Origin of the sequence: Marinobacter sp. NP-4(2019), assembly GCF_003994855.1 — a bacterium.
GTDB lineage: Bacteria > Pseudomonadota > Gammaproteobacteria > Pseudomonadales > Oleiphilaceae > Marinobacter.
Map to the genome: position 1 here is coordinate 1212900 of NZ_CP034142.1, position 19045 is coordinate 1231944.

Annotated in this window: 18 protein-coding genes; 11 read left to right on the plus strand and 7 right to left on the minus strand. The window is 57.2% G+C overall.

The genetic code is table 11. The features are described from left to right. Positions 1–50: 50 nt before the first annotated feature. A complete protein-coding gene (locus tag EHN06_RS05540) occupies positions 51–1625 on the plus strand; it encodes an ATP-binding protein (RefSeq protein ID WP_127330917.1) in 1575 nt (524 codons plus the stop codon). Positions 1626–1874: 249 nt separating this feature from the next. After that, the gene (gene glpK, locus EHN06_RS05545) at positions 1875–3356 is read left to right on the plus strand and encodes a glycerol kinase GlpK (protein ID WP_127330919.1); all 1482 of its coding nucleotides are present in this window, start codon (positions 1875–1877) and stop codon (positions 3354–3356) included. 12 nt (positions 3357–3368) lie between these two features. Here glpK and EHN06_RS05550 read toward each other — a convergent pair whose 3' ends face one another. Beyond that, positions 3369–4442, minus strand: a complete 1074-nt coding sequence (locus EHN06_RS05550) for an ABC transporter ATP-binding protein (protein ID WP_127330921.1) — start codon at positions 4440–4442, stop codon at positions 3369–3371. Between the two features lie 4 nt (positions 4443–4446). Continuing rightward, positions 4447–5361, minus strand: coding sequence for an ornithine carbamoyltransferase (gene argF / locus EHN06_RS05555; protein ID WP_127330923.1), 915 nt, complete (start codon positions 5359–5361; stop codon positions 4447–4449). Positions 5362–5644: 283 nt separating this feature from the next. Between argF and grxD the strand changes: the two genes are divergently transcribed. Continuing rightward, positions 5645–5971, plus strand: a complete 327-nt coding sequence (gene grxD, locus EHN06_RS05560; protein WP_127330925.1) for a Grx4 family monothiol glutaredoxin — start codon at positions 5645–5647, stop codon at positions 5969–5971. 4 nt (positions 5972–5975) lie between these two features. Here grxD and EHN06_RS05565 read toward each other — a convergent pair whose 3' ends face one another. The 5 genes from EHN06_RS05565 to EHN06_RS05585 all read right to left on the minus strand — a co-directional run bounded on the left by EHN06_RS05565 (position 5976) and on the right by EHN06_RS05585 (position 11999). Beyond that, positions 5976–6722: a TonB family protein gene (locus tag EHN06_RS05565; RefSeq protein ID WP_127330927.1), complete on the minus strand. Its 747-nt coding sequence runs from the start codon at positions 6720–6722 to the stop codon at positions 5976–5978. 38 nt (positions 6723–6760) lie between these two features. Continuing rightward, positions 6761–8980 (minus strand): DUF1631 domain-containing protein, encoded by a 2220-nt coding sequence (locus EHN06_RS05570; protein WP_127330929.1) that lies wholly within the window; start codon positions 8978–8980, stop codon positions 6761–6763. A gap of 200 nt (positions 8981–9180) precedes the next feature. Beyond that, positions 9181–9783 carry a Yip1 family protein gene (locus EHN06_RS05575; protein ID WP_127330931.1) on the minus strand — a complete coding sequence of 201 codons (603 nt, stop codon included), beginning with the start codon at positions 9781–9783 and terminating at the stop codon, positions 9181–9183. Positions 9784–9924: 141 nt separating this feature from the next. Then, on the minus strand, positions 9925–11202 hold the full coding sequence (locus EHN06_RS05580) for an HlyC/CorC family transporter (RefSeq protein WP_127330933.1): 1278 nt from the start codon (positions 11200–11202) through the stop codon (positions 9925–9927). Continuing rightward, positions 11199–11999 carry a cytochrome C assembly family protein gene (locus EHN06_RS05585; RefSeq protein WP_127330935.1) on the minus strand — a complete coding sequence of 267 codons (801 nt, stop codon included), beginning with the start codon at positions 11997–11999 and terminating at the stop codon, positions 11199–11201. The genes EHN06_RS05580 and EHN06_RS05585 overlap by 4 nt, the downstream gene beginning before the upstream one ends. A gap of 179 nt (positions 12000–12178) precedes the next feature. On the opposite strand from EHN06_RS05585, the gene ffh reads away from it, so the two are divergent. The 8 genes from ffh to EHN06_RS05625 all read left to right on the plus strand — a co-directional run bounded on the left by ffh (position 12179) and on the right by EHN06_RS05625 (position 19038). After that, complete coding sequence (gene ffh, locus EHN06_RS05590) at positions 12179–13567, plus strand: signal recognition particle protein (RefSeq protein WP_127330937.1); 1389 nt, start codon at positions 12179–12181, stop codon at positions 13565–13567. A gap of 163 nt (positions 13568–13730) precedes the next feature. Further along, on the plus strand, positions 13731–13970 hold the full coding sequence (gene rpsP, locus EHN06_RS05595) for a 30S ribosomal protein S16 (protein WP_127330939.1): 240 nt from the start codon (positions 13731–13733) through the stop codon (positions 13968–13970). Between the two features lie 27 nt (positions 13971–13997). Then, on the plus strand, positions 13998–14525 hold the full coding sequence (rimM, locus tag EHN06_RS05600; RefSeq protein ID WP_127330941.1) for a ribosome maturation factor RimM: 528 nt from the start codon (positions 13998–14000) through the stop codon (positions 14523–14525). Positions 14526–14527: 2 nt separating this feature from the next. After that, positions 14528–15286 (plus strand): tRNA (guanosine(37)-N1)-methyltransferase TrmD, encoded by a 759-nt coding sequence (gene trmD / locus EHN06_RS05605; protein ID WP_127330943.1) that lies wholly within the window; start codon positions 14528–14530, stop codon positions 15284–15286. Between the two features lie 24 nt (positions 15287–15310). Then, entirely contained in the window at positions 15311–15667 is a 357-nt protein-coding gene (rplS, locus tag EHN06_RS05610; RefSeq protein WP_127330945.1) for a 50S ribosomal protein L19, read from the plus strand. A gap of 106 nt (positions 15668–15773) precedes the next feature. After that, a complete protein-coding gene (gene xerD, locus EHN06_RS05615) occupies positions 15774–16706 on the plus strand; it encodes a site-specific tyrosine recombinase XerD (protein WP_127330947.1) in 933 nt (310 codons plus the stop codon). A 136-nt stretch (positions 16707–16842) separates the two neighbouring features. Continuing rightward, the gene (locus EHN06_RS05620; RefSeq protein ID WP_206075726.1) at positions 16843–17580 is read left to right on the plus strand and encodes a thioredoxin fold domain-containing protein; all 738 of its coding nucleotides are present in this window, start codon (positions 16843–16845) and stop codon (positions 17578–17580) included. A gap of 156 nt (positions 17581–17736) precedes the next feature. Continuing rightward, positions 17737–19038 (plus strand): homoserine dehydrogenase, encoded by a 1302-nt coding sequence (locus EHN06_RS05625; RefSeq protein ID WP_127330949.1) that lies wholly within the window; start codon positions 17737–17739, stop codon positions 19036–19038. Positions 19039–19045: the final 7 nt, after the last annotated feature.

The window sequence follows — 19045 nt, forward strand, 5'->3', positions numbered from 1 at the left end:
ATTGTGCCCTTTCCTGGGCGCAACCGGCGTTCGTTGCCAGGGTTAATGCAATGCCCCTGAAGTTCTTCCTCAATCTCTACGCGCGCCTGATTGGCCTCACCTTTTTGGTTCTGGTTTTGTGTGCGGCCCTGTTTATCGGGATCAACTCTGTTCGCTCGCAGTTCTGGAATGAACGGTTTCCCGAACCTTTGATGCGCTGGCTTGCAGAAACGCCGTCCCCCCTCCTGCAGTATCATTGGCTTCAGCCCCTCTACGACTTTCAAGTGTCGGCTCCCGGTGACCTGTCCCTTTCCAGTGTTACCCGGGAGCGCCTTGGCTATGGTCAGGTTGTTGCCAGGAATTCCAGCCTTGGTCAGCAAATCCTGATTCAGGATGCTGATGGTTCTGTGCTGTCGCTCCGTTTCCGGGATATCTATCGTGACGTGGCCGAGGCCGTATCACTGATTGTGCGACAGCATCTTGATCAGGCCGGTCCCGGTGGCCAGGACAGGATGCTGCCACAGTTGGAAGAGGCCTTTCGGGTATCCCTGTCACGGGTTGAGAGGTTGGATAGCGTGCCGGATTCTGAGGTGCTGGGGCGTGTGTCGGAGCGGGGCCTGTCGTTGTATCAGCAGAACGCCGGTGATCCGGCCAGTGTGCTGATTCGGCTTGAGGACGGCTCCCTGGTCAACCTCACCATGCCGAAACCGTTTGATCCGTGGGCCTGGCCCGTAATCCTGCTGCTGGTGGCGGTAAGTGGTGGCGTATTGGCACTTGTGCTCTACCTGGCATTGCGGGGTGTGGATAATAATCTGCGGGCAGTGGAATCCGTTGCCGTCCGTATTGCCCGGGGAGAGATGGGCGCGCGGGTGGAGGCCGGAGACAGCAAACTGGTATCCCGGCTGGCGGCCGCGTTCAATGGCATGGCCGAGCATATCCAGCGCCTGGTCGGGGTTCAGCGGGAGATGATTCATGCTGTGTCTCACGAATTACGCACGCCGGTCGCGCGCATACGCTTTGGCGTACAGATGATTGAGGGCGCCGCTAACCCGGAAGCCCTGCAGAAACAATTGGATGGCATTGATGGCGATATCCAGGAGCTGGATGAACTGATTGATGAGATACTGACCTACGCCCGTCTGGAGCAGGGTGGCCCGGTCTTTGCCCTGCAGGAAACCTCGGTGACGGACATTGTTCGCCAGGTGGTGGATGAGCAGCAGCTGGTTCGTCCGGAACTGACGATCGCCGCAAGGATTGATGATGAGTCAGAGCGGTGGGGAATGTCTGATGTAGAGCCGCGCTACATTCACCGGGCGATCCAGAATCTGGTTGGAAATGCCGGCCGGTATGCCAAGGGCACGGTGGAGGTTTGCTGTCATTTTGATGAGGACAACTGCCGGGTGGATGTGGAGGACGATGGCCCCGGTATTCCGGAAGAAGACTGGGAAAAGGTGTTTACCGCCTTCGCGCGCCTGGATGATAGCCGCACGCGTACCTCTGGTGGTTATGGTCTGGGGTTGTCCATCGTCCGCCGGATCCTGTACTGGCATGGTGGGCAGGCCTTTGTCAGTCGCAGTGAGGCTCTTGGCGGTGCCAGATTCAGCCTGGTATGGCCCCGAAAAAAGCCGGTGGACGCTATAGTGTGAACTGCGTCTCGCTCTCTCACCTGATGTAACAATCTGCATACATAACCTCAACTGAAGGGTGGTCTCCCGTTGACGCATAATTAGAAGCGTAAGGGATGACTTTTGAGGTTGTAGTTCTTACGAACTTTCCTTGTTTCATTCGTCATTTGAGGGCCGGTTTTTACCGGCTCTTTTTTTTGCTCCGTTGTTTTTGGTCTCTTCCTGCCCTCCGCTGTTAGAATCATGAAAAAACAATGGAGTGCCAATCCCATGCCTCACTACCTTCTTGCCATTGATCAGGGAACCACCAGCTCCCGCGCCATCGTGTTCGATGAGACCGGCACCAGCGTTGCAGTTGCCCAGCAGGAGTTTCATCAATACTTTCCCCGGGATGGCTGGGTCGAGCATGATGCTGTTGAGATCTGGGACAGCACACTGGCGGTGTGCCGCGAGGTGCTCGAGAGGGCAGGGATAGAGGCTGCTGCCCTGGCGGGGATCGGCATTACCAACCAGCGTGAAACCACCATTATCTGGGACCGGGCCACCGGCAGGCCCATTCACCATGCAATTGTCTGGCAGGATCGTCGCACCGCTTCAGTCTGCACCAAGCTGAAGACGGATGGCTATGAAGATGTTGTTGTCGAGCGCACCGGGTTACTGATTGATCCCTACTTTTCTGCCACCAAGATCGCATGGATCCTGGATAACACCGACGGTGCGCGGGCCAGGGCCGAGGCCGGAGAGCTGGCATTCGGCACGGTTGACAGTTGGCTGCTGTGGAATCTCACCGGCGGACGTTCGCATCTGACCGATGCCACCAACGCGTCTCGCACCGCGCTGTTCAATATTCATGAGCAAGCCTGGGACGACGAACTGCTCAGGTTGTTCCGCGTACCAAGGGCATTGCTGCCAGAGGTTCTGGATTGTGCCGCGGACTTCGGCACAACAGACGCCGCGTGCCTGGGGGCACCAGTACAGGTGGCGGGGATTGCGGGCGACCAGCATGCCGCGTTGATCGGGCAGGCCTGTTTTGAGCCAGGTATGGCGAAAAGCACATACGGGACCGGCTGTTTCCTGATGCTTAATACCGGAAAGCAGGCGCTGCGTTCCGAGAACAGGCTGTTGACCACCATGGCGTATCGGCTGAATGGTGAGCCCTGTTACGCCATGGAAGGCAGTATCTTTGTGGCGGGCGCGGCGATGCAGTGGCTACGGGATGGTCTGAAGCTGATCCGCCATGCCAGCGAATCCACCGCCTGTGCCGAGCAGGTCGGGGTGGATAACCCGGTGTACCTGGTGCCGGCCTTTACCGGCCTGGGGGCGCCACACTGGGACCCCCACGCCCGGGGTGCGATCATGGGGCTGACCCGGGATACGGGAATCGCCGAGATTGTGACCGCCGGACTCCAGTCCGTGTGTTACCAGACCAAGGATCTGGTGCGTGCCATCCAGAATGATGGTGCCCGACTGCAGGCATTGCGGGTTGACGGCGGCATGGCGGTGAACGACTGGGTCATGCAGTTCCTATCGGATATCCTCAATGTCACCGTCGACCGGCCCCGGGTAACAGAGACCACGGCGTTGGGTGCTGCGTACTTGGCGGGACTCTACACCGGCGTTTACAAGAGTCTGGATGAGATTGCGCGGCTGTGGGAACAGGAGCGGCGGTTTGAGCCGGCCATGAGGCCGGCCCTGAGGGAATCGCTATACGCGGGCTGGCTGGATGCAGTGGAGCGGGTGTGTAACAACTGATCGTCTGTCTGTTCAGGCGGTCCGCTCAAAGGCAATCAGGTGATCCGCTTCCACACTTACCGGTACGTTCTCGCCCAGGTGAAAATCCAGGTGGCTGCGGAACAGGGCTTCGAATTCGGTGTCTTCCGAACAGCGGAAACGGTAGAGGGTAGAGGTGCCGGCAAACGTTTTCTCGATCACCTTGGGTTTGAGGTCTGAATTCGCGTCGTAGACGATGTCGTCCGGTCGTATCAGTACGTCGACCAGCGTGCCGGGGGGCCACTTGTAGGCCCGGTTGCCGCGAATGATCCCCAGTTCCGATTCAATGGTGTCCGGGCCCAGAGCCTTGCCGGGAATGAATCCCCCCTGACCAACGAAGCCGGCGACAAACCGGTTGGCCGGTTCGTGATAGAGGTTGTAGGGTACGTCCCACTGCTGGATGCTGCCGTCTTTGAGCACGGCTACCTGGTCGCACATGGCGAAGGCTTCCTGCTGGTCGTGGGTGACCAGAATGGCACTGATGCCCAGGGTCTTGAGAATATCCCTGACGTCAAGGCTCAGACGTCTGCGCAGGTCGGTGTCCAGGTTGGAAAAGGGTTCGTCCAGCAGGATCAGGGTGGGTTCCGGTGCCAGCGCCCGCGCCAGGGCGACCCGTTGTTGCTGGCCACCGGAAAGTTCGTGAGGGTAACTGTCCGCGAGATCCTGCAGGTGCACCAGGGTCAGCAGCTCCATGACTTTCTGGCGTTTTTCGCTTCGGCTTTCCTTGTGCAGACCGAACCCTACGTTGTCCGCTATGGTCAGGTGCGGAAACAGCGCGTAATCCTGGAAGACCATACCGATGCGTCGCTTTTCGGGCGCGACCATGCGCCCGGGCAGGCTGATGGACTGCGACTGCAGGCGGATCTCACCGGCATTGAGTGGCAGGAAGCCGGCCAACGCACGGAGTATGGTGCTTTTGCCACAGCCGCTGGGCCCCAGAAGGCAGCCAATGTCGCCGTGGCTCAGTGAAAAGCTGACGTCCTTGACCACCGATCCATTACCGTACCCGCAGGACAGGTTGTTGACTTCCAGCAGCCAGTCAACGGAGAGGTCCGCGCTTGGGCTCATTCGGTCAGTCCAGTTTGTTGAGGATCAGGAATTCCAGCAGTGCCTTCTGGGCGTGCAGGCGGTTTTCCGCCTCATCCCACACCACCGAACTGGCATGCTCCATCATGTCGGTGGAAATTTCCTCGCCCCGATGTGCTGGCAGGCAGTGCATGAACAGCGCGTCCTTATCCGCAACGGACATCAGGTCGGGACTGATCTGGTACCCTCGGAAGGCCTTCTCACGGGCCTTCTGTTCGTCTTCCTGGCCCATGGAGGCCCAGACGTCGGTGACCAGCAGGTGTGCGCCACGCGCCGCTTCCGCCGGGTCGCGAACGATGGTCACCCGGTCACTGTGTGTCTGCATCAGGGACTCGTTGGGCTCATAGCCTTCGGGGCAGGCAATACGCAGGTTGAATCCGAACTGGGTTGCGGCGTTGATATAGGAATGGCACATATTATTGCCATCGCCTACCCAGGTCACCGTGGCGCCTCGAATGCTTCCGCGATGTTCGCGGTAAGTCTGCATGTCGGCCAATAGCTGGCATGGGTGAAAGTCGTCGGTCAGGGCATTGATGACCGGGACGCGGGACGCGCTGGCAAATGTTTCCACCGTATCGTGGGCAAAGGTACGAATCATCACCGCATCCACCATACTGGAAATGACAATGGCGGAGTCCTCAATCGGCTCGCCTCTACCCAACTGGGTGTCGCGGGGGGACAGGAAAAGAGCGGCTCCCCCCAGTTGTGTCATCCCGGCTTCAAACGATACCCGCGTACGGGTGGATGATTTTTCGAAGATCATCGCCAGTACCCGGTTTTTCAGGGTATCGCGGGTGGCGCCACTGCGCCATTCATTGCGAAGCTTGCTTGCATGGTCCAGCAGGCCCTCAAGCTCGCTGGCTGTCATGTCATTCAATGTCAGAAAGTGTCTTGCTGCCATGTTCTGGACCTTTATCAAACGAAAACCTTGCCGCACCGGAAAACAACAACGCGCCAGGCTGCGGAAGAGCCGCACCGGCGGGTGAACGTGACGGGAGTTGCGTTGGCTGCCTGGAAGACAGGGGCTTAAGTCTAGCCCTTCGGGCAGGTGATGACAACGGCGCTGCCGAGGTGGTTGCGCTGGGTCAAGCGGGGAGTTTGGTGACCCCGTGATGCGACGTGTACAATAAGTGCCAGGTACATTGCCTCCAGGCAATCCCGTTTCCAATTAGAGGTGAGTGTTCATGGACATTAATGAAACCATTAAGAGCCAGCTAGAGGGTAACCCGGTCATTCTGTATATGAAGGGTACTCCGCAGGCTCCCCAGTGCGGTTTCTCGGCAAAAACCGTCCAGGCTTTGATGGCCTGCGGCGAGCGCTTTGCGTTTGTAAATATCCTGGATAACCAGGAACTGCGCGAAGCTCTGAAGGTTTACTCCAGCTGGCCGACTTATCCACAGCTTTATATCAACGGTGAGCTGGTAGGCGGTTGTGACATCGTTCTTGAGATGTCCGAGAGCGGTGAGCTGGCCAAGGCGGTCAAGGAAGCCGCCAAGCAGGCCGAAGCCTGATCCGCTAGTTCTCCAGGCGCTCCGGGGAGAACAGCAGTTCAACCCGGTAGCGTTGTCCTTCTTCCCGTCCCGGCGGTTCCGGATAGGGGCTGGCTGCAAGCGCCGCCCGGTAGGCCGCTCCATCGATAGCCTCCATACCGCTTGAGCGGTACACGTTTGCCCTGGTCAGGGCGCCATTACCCATCAAATGCAGTTCAATTTCCATGGCAACCGGCGCGGTTAAAGTCCGTAGAGCCGGAAGGCGGCTACGTTTCAGTTCGCGGGCAATGCGAGCGGCGAGTCTGATAACGTAGGCGTCGGTTTCTCCCGGAGCTTCTGTCAGTTGCACAATGTCACTGCGCGCCTGGGGTGCCGGTGAGTCGGAAGGGATGCCGGCGGTGGTTGACGGCGATGGGGCGCTCTTGCGAGCGGTCTCTGCAGCCGGAACGGTTTCGTCAGAAGGGGGCGAAGCCGATGGAGCCGGTTCGGGTCTGGTCCGGGGTGGCGTCTGACGCGAGGTCGCTGTTGCCTTGGCTGCGGCGGGTGCGTCAGCGCGGATCTCAGTGTCCTCTGGGCTGGCTATGGTTTTGGGGGTAGCCCGGCTGCCCGGAGGAACCAGTAACACCGTCATGGTGGGTGCGGGTTGCTCTGTTGGTTCAGACAGCAGGGGGATGGCTGACAGGCCGAGAGTGTGCAGAAACAATGCCAGGGATATGGCAAGGGCAATGCGATACGGCGCCGGAAGGCTGGTGCTGCGGCCATAGTCCAGCATGGTCTGTCAGGCACTCCAGAATGGAAAATGACGAGGGCTTATCCTGCCCGGTTTCGCAAGTTGCCGACAACGGCATCCAGTGCCCGATCAATGAGGGCTCCCTGTTCCAGGACTGTCAGGCGCCCACGTCGCATCTCATGAGCCAGCTCGATACGACTTTTCTCGATAACCTTAAGCCCCATGCGATTGACGAACACAAAACAGTCCGCTTCCTCGATAATGGCTGACAGCTTGCAGCGGAAGCTGGCGCCATTGACCAGGTTGAACTCCACCCAGTTGCCGATTTCGATACTGTCGATCTGAGCCACATACTCGGCGACGGCTGCTTCTTCCAGCTCCTGTTGTCGCTCCACAGCGGTTTGTGGTGGTTTTTCCGGCTCGTGGGCATAGTCGTCAGCCAGATCCTGGCGGGCTTCCGCCTGTGCGTTAGCCCGAAAAGCCTCTGTCAGCTCGTGTTTGAGTTCGCCCATCATTTCGTCGAGCTTTGAGGAATTGTAGGAGACTTCCTCCAGTCCGGCGCGCAGTGACTTGATCAACCCCGGTACAACCCGAACCCACTGATCCCGTTCTTCGTCTTCCTGATGAGGGTGAAGGCACCAGATCAGGTCGTCCACCACCCGCACGGATTGAAGCCAGCGGTGCTCTACATCATCCCGAAGATAGGCCAGGAACATGACCCGGCTCCAGCCGTTGACCAGAATATTGCGAATCGAGTCCGGGAGGTGATAGCGGGCCACTTTCTCCTGAAGGACTCGGTCCACGGTTTCCTGAGCCTTCTGGGACTTGATGCGACCCCGTTCTGATTCGCGGGTTCTTTGCTCCACCAGGGAGGCCTTGCGGTTTTCCCTGGCAAGATACTGCTCAAACTCTTCATTAAGCCGCTCAAACAGCGACACATCACCATCAAACTCGTTCAGTATGTGCTGCACAATGCTGTGGATCTTGTCGTAGAGCTTGTCGCGGGTTTTTTCGTCGCTGTCGCTCCAGCCAATGCCAGCACGAGCCAGTGAGTTCAGCAGTCGACGTGCCGGGTGAGTTGCCTTGCTGAAGAAGCTTTTGTCCTTGATGACCACTTTCAGTATCGGGATCTGTAACCGGCTGATCAGTACCTGGATCGGTGCTGACAGGTTGTAGTCGTCCAGGATGAACTCAAAGAGCATGGAGACGAGGTTGATCAGATCCTCATCCAGTTCATTCAATGCGGGCTTTTTGCCGTCTTCGCTGGCATTGCGCGCCAGCAGTTGTTCCACTACCTGCCGCAAATCCACTGTCAGCGGTTCTCCCGCGCTCAGGTTGTCGACGTTGGGAGGTGCCGGCTGTTGTGGGAGGGCGCTGAGTAACCCGATCAGCTCTGAGCCGCCGATGACATGAATGTTGGGGTCCGAGGTGCGCGGAGGGATGCCGGCATTGGCCCTCTGCAATGCCAGCATTTGCCGGATTTGCTCAAACACCGCGCTGTCACCGGCCTGGCCGGAATCCCGGGAGGGCTCGCTGGCTTCGCTCTCTGTGGAAGGTTGTTCAGCGGTCTCGCCCTGAGGCTTCTTGTGTTGCTGGCCTGTTTTGCCGTGATAACGGAAATTGGGGATGATCCCTGCCTGAATCAGTATTCGGTTGGCTTCGTCCAGCAACATGCCAAGGTTGGACACGACATAGCGATCAAACTGTTTCAGGAGTATGAGGCGTTCGCGAATCTGAATGTCCAGGGCCTGTACGGCTTCGGTAAAGGCGCTGCACAGGTGTTCCGGAGCCATCGGGTTAACCGGAAACTCCTCGCTTGCGTCCGGATAGACCACGCTGAAACGGGTCTGGAGTTGAAGCAGGGGGCCCTGGAAATGTGCCTTGGCCTTGGTGATCATGGCATTGAGTGCGACCTGCTCTTCGAGGTCATCATTGCCCACCAGTGAAAGGCTGTCGGCAGAGGCTTGAGTGGCCTGGCCGCTTTCAGTAGTGACGTCGCCGGTACGGGGCGGGTTGGCAAAGTTCTGCGCAACGGCGTTCTGGAAATGCCGTTCCACGCCTTTGCGCTTGATGCGGATTTCGCGCATCGCCTCAAAATACCGGTTTTGCTCGTTATTGCTCCGGGCGTTGTTGGCCAGTTCGAACAACGAGTCATCGACCGCGTCAAAGGCACCCTGTAACAGATCCCCCAGTCCGGCAACAACGGTGTCACGGATCCTGGTTACCTCTGCCGGTACGGGGCGGGAGCTACCCGCCGCTCTATGCTCGCGGAGATAATGTATGCCGGACTGCTTATTCATGGCCGACTCCTGTTTGCGCCTCAACCGGATACATGACCGAGCTTAATAATTTAGTTTCTCTTTATCGGTTAAATCTACCGCATTTTTGCGGGTCATAACATGGCTAAATGATAACAGGCACACGTTGACAAAAATATGTTGGGGCACCCGTAGGGTGCCCCCGATTCCAAGGTCTTCAATTGTGCATTGTGCTACCGGTCCTAGTGGACGTATACCGGTCCAATGCCAACACTCCAGATCACCACACTGATTGCGAGCAGAGCCACCAGCATGACCAGTCCGACGGTCAATACCGAGGATGCAAACATGAAGCCCCTGTCCTCCGGAATCTTCATCAGGATCGGGAGGCCTTCATAAAGTAGATAGACAGCGTACGCCACGGCTACCAGTCCGACGGCCATGTTCACCCATATATTGGGATAGGCGGCAAATACACCCAGCAGGAACATCGGGGTCGCCGTGTAGGCGGCCAGGGTCACACCACGGGGAGTGCGATCCTTGACTTCGTAGGTGGCGGCAAAGAAATCAATGAACTTGCCGAGTACATAGATGCCCGCCAGCATGGCTGCGTAAAACAGGGCTGACAGTTGCAGGCCGCTGGTAACCGTCAAGCGGGTAATGGCACCGTCTCCAATTTGCCACCCGACCTGGGTGGTGCCGACAAAGCCGGCGATAGCAGGGATCAGGGCCAGAATGAGGATGTGGCCGATGTACAGTTTGCTAACGGATTCAGAATCCCGGCGAATGGCTTCCCATTCACGGTCGGGGTGGGTGAGCAGGCCAACGGTATGTGTCAGGCTCATGGACAGACTCCTAGTGATTATTGTTATGCCGCACGCCTTTTCAGTCTTGGTGGAATGTGTGTGGCGGTCAAGGAGTCGGTTAAATTTTGATCTTCTAACCCCGTAGCAGCTATAACGGTATGATCTAAGGGGGGCGGGAGGTCAGAGCAGGGAGCGCTTCTTGCGACGGCCAGGATGGACAATAGCGGCTTTGACGACATTGTCCTTGATCTGCAGCACCTCGATACGATGGCCGGCTACTTTCAGGCAAACATTGGTTTCGGGGATGTTTTCCAGGGTTTCCGTGATCAGGCCATTGAGGGTTTTCGGGCCGTCTGTGGGTATCTTCCAGCCCAGGGTTTTATTGATGGTTCTCAGAGCGGTAGCACCGTCAATAATAAAAGTACCGTTGTCCTGGGGAATGATGTCAGGGCTGGTCGCCGCGTAGTCGGTGGTGAACTCGCCGACAATCTCTTCAAGGATGTCCTCGAGCGTGGCCAGCCCCAGTACGTCGCCATATTCATCCACAACGATCCCGAAGCGACGTTTTCCTTTCTGGAAGTTGATCAACTGGGTATTTAGCGGTGTGCTCTCAGGAACAAAGTAGGGCTCCTGGCACAACTGCATGATCATGGCCTTGTTGATGTCCTCCTGGAGCAGTAATTTTGACGCGCTGCGAAGGTGCAGGACGCCCTGAATATTATTGATGTCACCTTTATAGACGGGGAGGCGGGTGTGCTGGCTGCTGCGCAACTGTCGCAGGATGGTGTCCAGTTCATCATCCAGGTCAATACCGACCACGTCATTCCGGGGCACCATGATGTCGTTTACGGTCACATTTTCCAGGTCGAGGATGCCGACCAGCATGTCCTTGTGTTTGGCGGGGATAAGGGCGCCGGCTTCGTTCACCAGGGTGCGGAGCTCTTCCCGGCTCAGATGGTCATTGGCAGCATCCTCGGGCGAGATGCGCAGGATTTTCAGGATGGCGCCGGTAAACAGGTTGACTGCCCACACCAGTGGGTACAGGGTCTTGAGCAGTGGTCCAAGTACGTGGCTGGCGGGGAAGGCGATTTTCTCCGGGAACAGTGCGGCAAGCGTTTTCGGGGTCACCTCGGCAAAAATCAGGATGACCAGTGTCAGCAGAATGGTGGCAATGGCAATCCCGGCGTCGCCCCAGATACGAATAGCGATGACGGTGGCAATGGCCGATGCCAGGATGTTGACGAAGTTGTTCCCGATGAGAATGACGCCGATTAGCTGATCGGTTCTCTGCAGGAGTCCCTGAGCGCGCTTGGCGCCTTTGTGGCCGGTTTTGGCCATATGCTTCAACCGGTAGCGGTTGAGTGACATCATGCCGGTTTCGGAGCTTGAAAAAAACGCCGACAGAACGATGAGTCCAACCAATACACTGAAGAGTACGGTGAGAGAGGTTTCATTCATCGGTGGAATACCAGCTCAAGTGCAAACTTGCTGCCATAAAAGGCCAGCATTAATAGCGCGCAGCCCGCCAGAGTCCAGCGGCTGGCGGTGATGCCGCGCCACCCTTTGGTGTATCGGCCAATCAGCAGGGCCACAAACACCACCAGAGACAGCAGTGAGAAAAGGGTTTTATGGGCAAGATCCTGGGCAAACAGGTCTTTAACGAACAGGGCCCCGGTAATAATGGCCAGAATCAGCATGATCACTCCGGCCCAGACCATTTCAAACAGCAGGGACTCCATCGTCTGTAATGGCGGCAGGTTACGAACCAGCAGGCTGTTATAGTTTCGTTTGAGCTGGCGATTCTGGAAGTAAAGCAGTGTCGCCTGAATGGCGGCCAGGGTGAACAGGCTGTAGGCTGTCACTGACAGTGCGATGTGAGATAGCATGCCGTAGCTGTCTTCCGGTACCAGACGGGAAGGCGTATGGGTAATCAGTGACAGGATGATGGTAAGCCCGGCCAGGGGGTAGGCGCCCAGGAACAGGCTTTGAACCGGTTTGCGAAGGCTCAGCCCCAGCAGTAGAAAAACGATCAGCCAGGAAATCAGCACTGAGCTCTGGAAAAAACCGAAATCGAAACCATCTTCCTGGTGTACTGTCTGGCCAAGCAGTAAGCCGTGACTTGTCAGCGCCAATAGTCCAATCAGCATGGTGATGGCCGCATTGGTATGCACTCGCCCCCTGAAGCTGAGTGCTTGCAGGGCGGTACCAATGCTGTACAGAAAAAGAGAGGTGACCGCGAGAATCAGCGTTCCCATGACTTCCTTTAACCACTGTCTGACTGGGGATCGGTGCAGTTAATCACCGATTTGACCGGGCTGGTCGTTTCAGGGCGATAGTCTGGTTATAATGTCGCGATTATGCAACAGGAATCAAGGAGCCGGGTTCCGGCTTTGTGGTTTGTGCACTCAATTTATCCGGGGTACGGAAGAGCAACATGTTTGAAAACCTCCAAGACCGACTTTCCGGTAGCCTGCGCAAGATTTCCGGCCAGGCGCGGCTTACCGATGACAATATCAAGGATACGCTGCGCGAGGTGCGAATGGCGCTGCTGGAGGCGGACGTTGCCCTGCCGGTGGTCAAGGACTTCATCGAGGGTGTTCGCCAACGCGCCGTTGGCCAGGAAGTGCAGCGCAGTCTTACGCCGGGGCAGGTATTCGTAAAAGTCGTCCAGCAGGAGCTTGAGCGGGTCATGGGTGAGGGGAATGAGTCCCTTAACCTGTCGGTGCAACCGCCTGCGGTGATTATGATGGCAGGCTTGCAGGGGGCGGGTAAAACCACAACGGTTACCAAACTGTCCCGGCTGCTCAAGGAGCGCCAGAAAAAATCGGTGATGGTGGTCAGTGCAGACATCTACCGGCCAGCCGCCATTCGGCAGTTGGAAACCCTGGCGGGTGAAGTCGGGGTAGAGTTCTTCCCCAGTTCATCGGATCAGGATCCGGTGGACATTGCCGAGGGCGCGATTGCAGCGGCCCGGAAAAAGCATATTGATGTGGTGATCCTGGATACCGCCGGTCGTCTGCATGTGGATGAGCAGATGATGGGTGAAATCGGTCGCCTGCATAAGGCAGTCAACCCAGTAGAAACCCTGTTTGTGGTTGATGCCATGACGGGTCAGGACGCCGCCAATACCGCCAAGGCTTTCAATGATGCCCTGCCGCTGACCGGTGTGATACTGACCAAGACCGACGGTGATGCCCGGGGTGGTGCGGCGCTTTCCGTGCGTCATATTACTGGTAAGCCCATCAAGTTCCTTGGTGTCGGTGAGAAGTCCGATGCCCTGGAGCCCTTCTACCCGGATCGGGTGGCCTCGCGGATTCTGGGTATGGGGGATGTGCTTTCCCTTATAGAAGAAGCCGAGCGCAAGCTGGACCAGAAGAAGGCCCAGAAGCTGACCAAGAAGATCAAGAAGGGCAAAGGGTTCGACCTTGAGGACTTCCGTGATCAGTTGCAGCAGATGAAAAACATGGGCGGTGTTGCCGGGTTGATGGATAAGCTGCCCGGTATGGGGCAGATGGCACAGATGGCTCAGCAGCAGGTGAACGACAAGTCCATGGGGCAGATGGAGGCCATTATCTGCTCCATGACGCCGAAAGAGCGTCGTTACCCGGATGTCATCAACAACTCTCGCAAGCGCCGTATCGCGACGGGGTCCGGGACCCAGATCCAGGATGTGAATCGCCTGCTCAAGCAGCACAAGCAGATGCAGAAAATGATGAAGAAGTTCGGTAAAAAAGGCGGTATGGCCAATATGATGCGAGGCCTTGGTGGTATGATGCCGCCGGGCGGAGGTGGCGGTGGCATGCCGCCATTTGGCCGTATGTAGAAAGCCGTACACAGAAAACCGGGTTTCAAAGTGTTTCCCTGTTTTCATTGGCGCTTTTTTAGCATAGAATAGCGCCCCTTTCGAGTATGGGTCTTCACGCCGGCCACTGTCTGGCGGGTGTGAATCGTACAAAGTTCGTACAACAGAACAGGATATTGGTTAAATGGTAACAATCCGTTTGGCTCGCGGCGGCTCCAAGAAGCGCCCGTTCTATCACCTGACAGTCACCGACAGCCGCAAATCCCGCGACGGTCGTTTTATTGAGCGTGTCGGCTTCTTCAACCCGGTTGCCCGTGGTCAGGAAGAGCGTCTGCGCGTTGATCGTGATCGTGTTGACTTCTGGCTGGGCCAGGGTGCTCAGGCCACCGATCGCGTTGCCCAGCTGCTGAAAGGCGCTGAGTAATTACGCTTTAATGCCGGGGTTGATGGCATGACGCAGCATTCGCAGGAAACTGTGATCGGCCGGATTACCTCGGTGTTTGGGGTCAAGGGATGGCTTAAGGTTTATTCCTATACGGACCCCAGGGAAGGAATACTGAACTACCGGGACTGGACTCTGGTCCTTAATGGAAAGCGTATTCCGGCCAGGCTTGAGGAAGGTCGCCGCCAAGGGCAGGGGATCGTCGTCAGGCTGAAAGGTATTAATGATCGTGATCTGGCGCACACTTACTGTGGTGCTGAGGTCAAGGTGCCGACTGCTGAGCTGCCGGCGCTTCCCGAGGGGGAGTACTACTGGCACCAGTTGGAAGGTCTTGAGGTGTTTACTGTTGAGGACGAATGCCTCGGTGCAGTGGACCACCTGATCGAGACAGGCTCCAATGACGTTCTGGTAGTGAAGTCCACTGGGGCTTCCATCGACCAGCGTGAACGGCTGATTCCCTATCTTCCGGACCAGGTGGTGCGAGAAGTGGATCTGGCCGCGAAACGTATGGTCGTAGACTGGGATCCGGAGTTCTGAGGGTGTGGATTGGCGCAGTCAGTCTGTTCCCGGAAATGTTTGATGCGGTAACGGATTATGGCATTACCGGCAGGGCAGTTCGTGATGGTCTTTTGACTTTCAGGAGCTGGAACCCGCGGGAATTTACCCATGATCGTCATCGCACGGTAGATGACCGGCCCTATGGTGGTGGTCCTGGCATGCTGATGAAAATACAGCCTCTGCGGGATGCGATCCATGCGGCCAGGGAATCGGCACCCGGCAAAGCCTGTGTTGTTTATCTCTCACCGCAGGGTGAGACGCTGAATCAATCTGTTGTTGAGTCCCTGGCGGCGGAAGAGCAATTGATTCTGGTGGCGGGCCGTTACGAAGGTGTCGATGAGCGCCTGATATCGGCGGAAGTCGATCGGGAAGTGTCGCTGGGGGATTTTGTCCTGTCTGGCGGCGAACTGGCAGCCATGGTTGTCATTGATGCGGTTACGCGCCTCATCCCCGGAGCGCTGGGTCATGCGCAGTCGGCAGAGCAGGATTCCTTTGCCGACGGTTTGCTGGATTGTCCGCACTACACCCGGCCCGAGGTATACGAAGGTCAGGCGGTGCCGGATGTTTTGTTAGGCGGTCACCATGATCAGATCCGGCGTTGGCGGCTCAAGCAGTCGCTGAGGCGAACCCGGGAGCGACGCCCCGACCTGCTGGAAAAGCGGGTACTGACGGACGAAGAGCGTGAGCTGCTGGAAGAGATTTTGAACGAACCGGGTGCCTCTGAATCATCAGGGCATTAAAAGATTGGGTATCAGGAGCATACGATGAGCGGCAAGAACAACATCATCAGTCAACTTGAAGCGGAACAGATGACCAAGGAAATCCCTGCGTTTGCGCCGGGTGACACCGTGGTTATCCAGGTTCGCGTAACTGAAGGCAACCGTGAGCGTCTGCAGGCGTTCGAGGGTGTTGTTATCGGTAAACGCAACCGTGGCATGAACTCTTCCTTCACCGTTCGTAAGATTTCTTACGGTGTGGGCGTTGAGCGTACTTTCCAGACTCACTCCAAGCTGATCGACAGCATCAGCGTGAAGCGTCGCGGTGACGTACGTCAGGCCAAGCTTTACTACCTGCGCGACCTGTCTGGCAAGGCGGCTCGTATCAAGGAGAAGCTGGGCTGATCAGCATTGCGCTGAACAGAGTGCTTCAGAAAAAGGCAGCCACGGGCTGCCTTTTTCGTGTCTGGCTGTTATAAAAAGGGCCCTAACTCTTTGCCCGGAAACAACCATGGTGTCCCAACGCAGATCCCGACCGGAACTCAGACCCGATGACGAGGCGCTGATCACTCGTTTTACCGATGCCATCTGGCTGGAAGACGGTCTGGGTGAACAAACCCGGATGGCTTATCGTAATGATCTTGAGCGTTTGGCGGCGTGGTTGGCGGATCAGCCGGGGCGGCCATTGCTGAGCGCGGTGCGGCGCGTGGATCTTCTTGCCTGGATTTCCCGGGGCCTGGCGGACGGTGCCAAGACATCCACGGCGGCGCGTCGGTTGTCTGGGTTGCGGCGCTTTTATCGGTACCTGTTGCGTGAGGGTGTCATTGGTGAAGACCCGACATTGCAGATTGAAAGCCCCCGTCTGCCACGTCGGTTGCCGGACTCCCTGACCGAGCAGGATGTGGATGTCTTGCTGGCCGAACCCGATCCAGACGTGCCCATAGAATTACGTGACAAGGCGATGATGGAGATTCTCTACGGCTGCGGACTGCGTGTATCGGAGTTGACGGAGCTGCGGGTGGATCAGGTTAACCTCCGTCAGGGCGTGGTCCGAATCACGGGTAAGGGGAACAAGGAGCGATTGGTGCCCCTTGGGGAAGAGGCCGTGGATTGGCTGGTGCAATACATGAAGGACGGACGTGCTGAATTGCTTAAAGGTCGGTCTTCGGATGCATTGTTTCCTGGCAACCGTCCCGTGGCGATGACCCGTCAGACCTTCTGGTACAGGATTCGTCATTACGCCATGCGTGCGGGTATTAACAAGCACCTGTCTCCGCATACCCTGCGTCACGCATTCGCGACACACCTGCTGAACCATGGGGCCGATCTGCGGGTTGTCCAGATGCTGCTCGGACACTCCGATCTCTCGACCACGCAGATATACACCCACGTTGCCAGGCAGCGTCTTCAATCCCTGCATCAATCCCATCATCCGCGTGGCTGAATGCCGAGGTTTCCGGTAAGGTTGGTGGCTTCGCAATCCGGCCTGAACTTTAGCGTCGTCAGGATGTCGCAGTAACTTGAGCGAGTGGACCTGGTAAGTCTCCAGGTTTGAATAACAACTGAAAGCGGAAGGCATTATGTTGGCCAGAAAACTGATTAAATCCACCCTGGCAGTCGTCCTGATGATGGTCGGTGGGCAGGTAACGATGGCTGGCGAGACCGAGGATCGGATCGCCGAGCGGCTCACAACGGCCATCCCGGGCTTGAAGGTCACTGAGGTTCGTGAATCCGAAGCCCCCGGGTTGTATGAGGTCTACAGCAATAATGGTGACACTATCTATACCACCCCGGATGGTGGCTACCTGCTGACCGGGGATCTGCTTCAGGTGACCGACAGCGGTATTGCCAATGTGTCGGAAAAGAATCGGGCCATCGTCCGTAAGTCACAAATGGAAGCGTTTGGCGCCAGGGGGGTGATCAGCTATCCCGCTGATGGAGAGGAAAAGGCGGAAATTGCCGTCTTTACCGATATCGATTGCCCCTACTGTCGTAAACTGCATGCTGAGATGGATGAGCTGAATGGCTACGGCATAACCGTTCACTATTATGGTTTCCCCCGTTCGGGGCCAAACACGCCGTCCTTCAGGAAGTACGTCTCTGTCTGGTGCAGTGACGATCAGCAGTCAGCCATGACTGCGGCGAAGACCGGAAAGCCAGTTGAGGCCAGCTCCTGTGAAAACCCTGTCAGGGATCAGTTCAGTCTGGGAGGGCAGGTTGGCGTCACAGGAACGCCGGCTATCGTGCTGGAGGACGGAAACATGGTTCGTGGTTACGTTCCGGCCCGGAAACTGGCTGAAGGTCTTGGCCTGCTGTAACTCCACTGGTGCCGGGGCAGATCCGGCATCCTGAAGAAATAGCCGTAGCGATCATGCAGGGCTTATTCAGCGTGCCCTTAATCGGTATACTATGGCCCCTTGATACAACCCCAAGAAAACCCAACAGCACCCCCACGCGGGATCAGAGGTGAAAGTTTGAAAGACGTCAGTGTCGGAATCTGCGGATTGGGAACCGTCGGCGGCGGTACATTTAACGTACTGACCCGGAACGCCAAACTCATTGCGGGCCGTGCCGGTTGCAATATCCGGATTGGGCGTGTGGCAAGCCGCACCCCCCGGGAAGATATTGATATGGACGGTATTCCGTTCAGCACCGACATTTTCGACGTCATCAATGATTCCGACATTGATGTTGTGGTGGAGTTGATTGGTGGATACGAAGCCGCCCGGGAGTTGGTACTGGCGGCCATCAAGAATGGCAAGCACGTGGTGACGGCCAACAAGGCGCTGATTGCTGTTCACGGTAACGAGATCTTTGAAGCAGCGGAAAAAGCCAACGTCATTGTTGCCTACGAGGCAGGTGTCGCCGGTGGTATTCCGGTGATCAAATCGGTTCGCGAGGGCATGGCGGCCAATCGTATCGACTGGATTGCCGGTATCATTAACGGCACCGGTAACTACATCCTGACCGAGATGCGCGCCGGCCGTGAATTTGCGGAAGTTCTGAAGGAAGCCCAGGACCTGGGGTATGCCGAAGCCGATCCGACCTTTGATGTCGAGGGTATCGATGCTGCACACAAACTGACCATTCTGGCCTCGGCCGGTTTTGGTGTGCCGCTGCAGTTCGAGAAAGCCTATACCGAGGGCATCTCGCAGATTACACCTTACGATATTGCGCACGCGGAGTTGCTGGGCTATCGGATCAAGCATCTTGGTATTGCCCGTCGTCGCGATGACGGTATCGAACTGCGTGTGCATCCGACCCTGGTGCCGCGGAGCCACCTGATCGCTCAGGTCGATGGCGTGCTCAACGCCGTTCTGGTGGATGGCGATGCCGTTGGCCAGACCATGTATTACGGTCCGGGCGCCGGCGACGAGGCAACGGCCTCCGCGGTCATTGCCGATATCGTGGACGTTGCCCGCACCGTGGCGGCCGGTAGCTCCCAGCGAGTGCCATACCTTGGCTTCGATCCGTCCGCGCTGGAAGACCTGGATGTGCTGCCGATGGAAGACGTCCAGTCGGCATACTATCTGCGAATCACTGCAATGGATCATCCTGGCGTGCTGGCCAAGGTGGCCTCGATTCTCAGTGAGCATGGCATCAACATCGAGTCGATCATGCAGAAGGAGTCCGAGCTGAAAGACGGCCGAATTCCGGTGATCATCCTGACTCACACGGTTCAGGAGCGTCAGGTAAACCGCGCCATCGAGGAGTTGGAAGCCCTGACGGACATCGATGGTCAGGTTGTTCGCATTCGCGCCGAAAACTTTAACTGACAGGTAC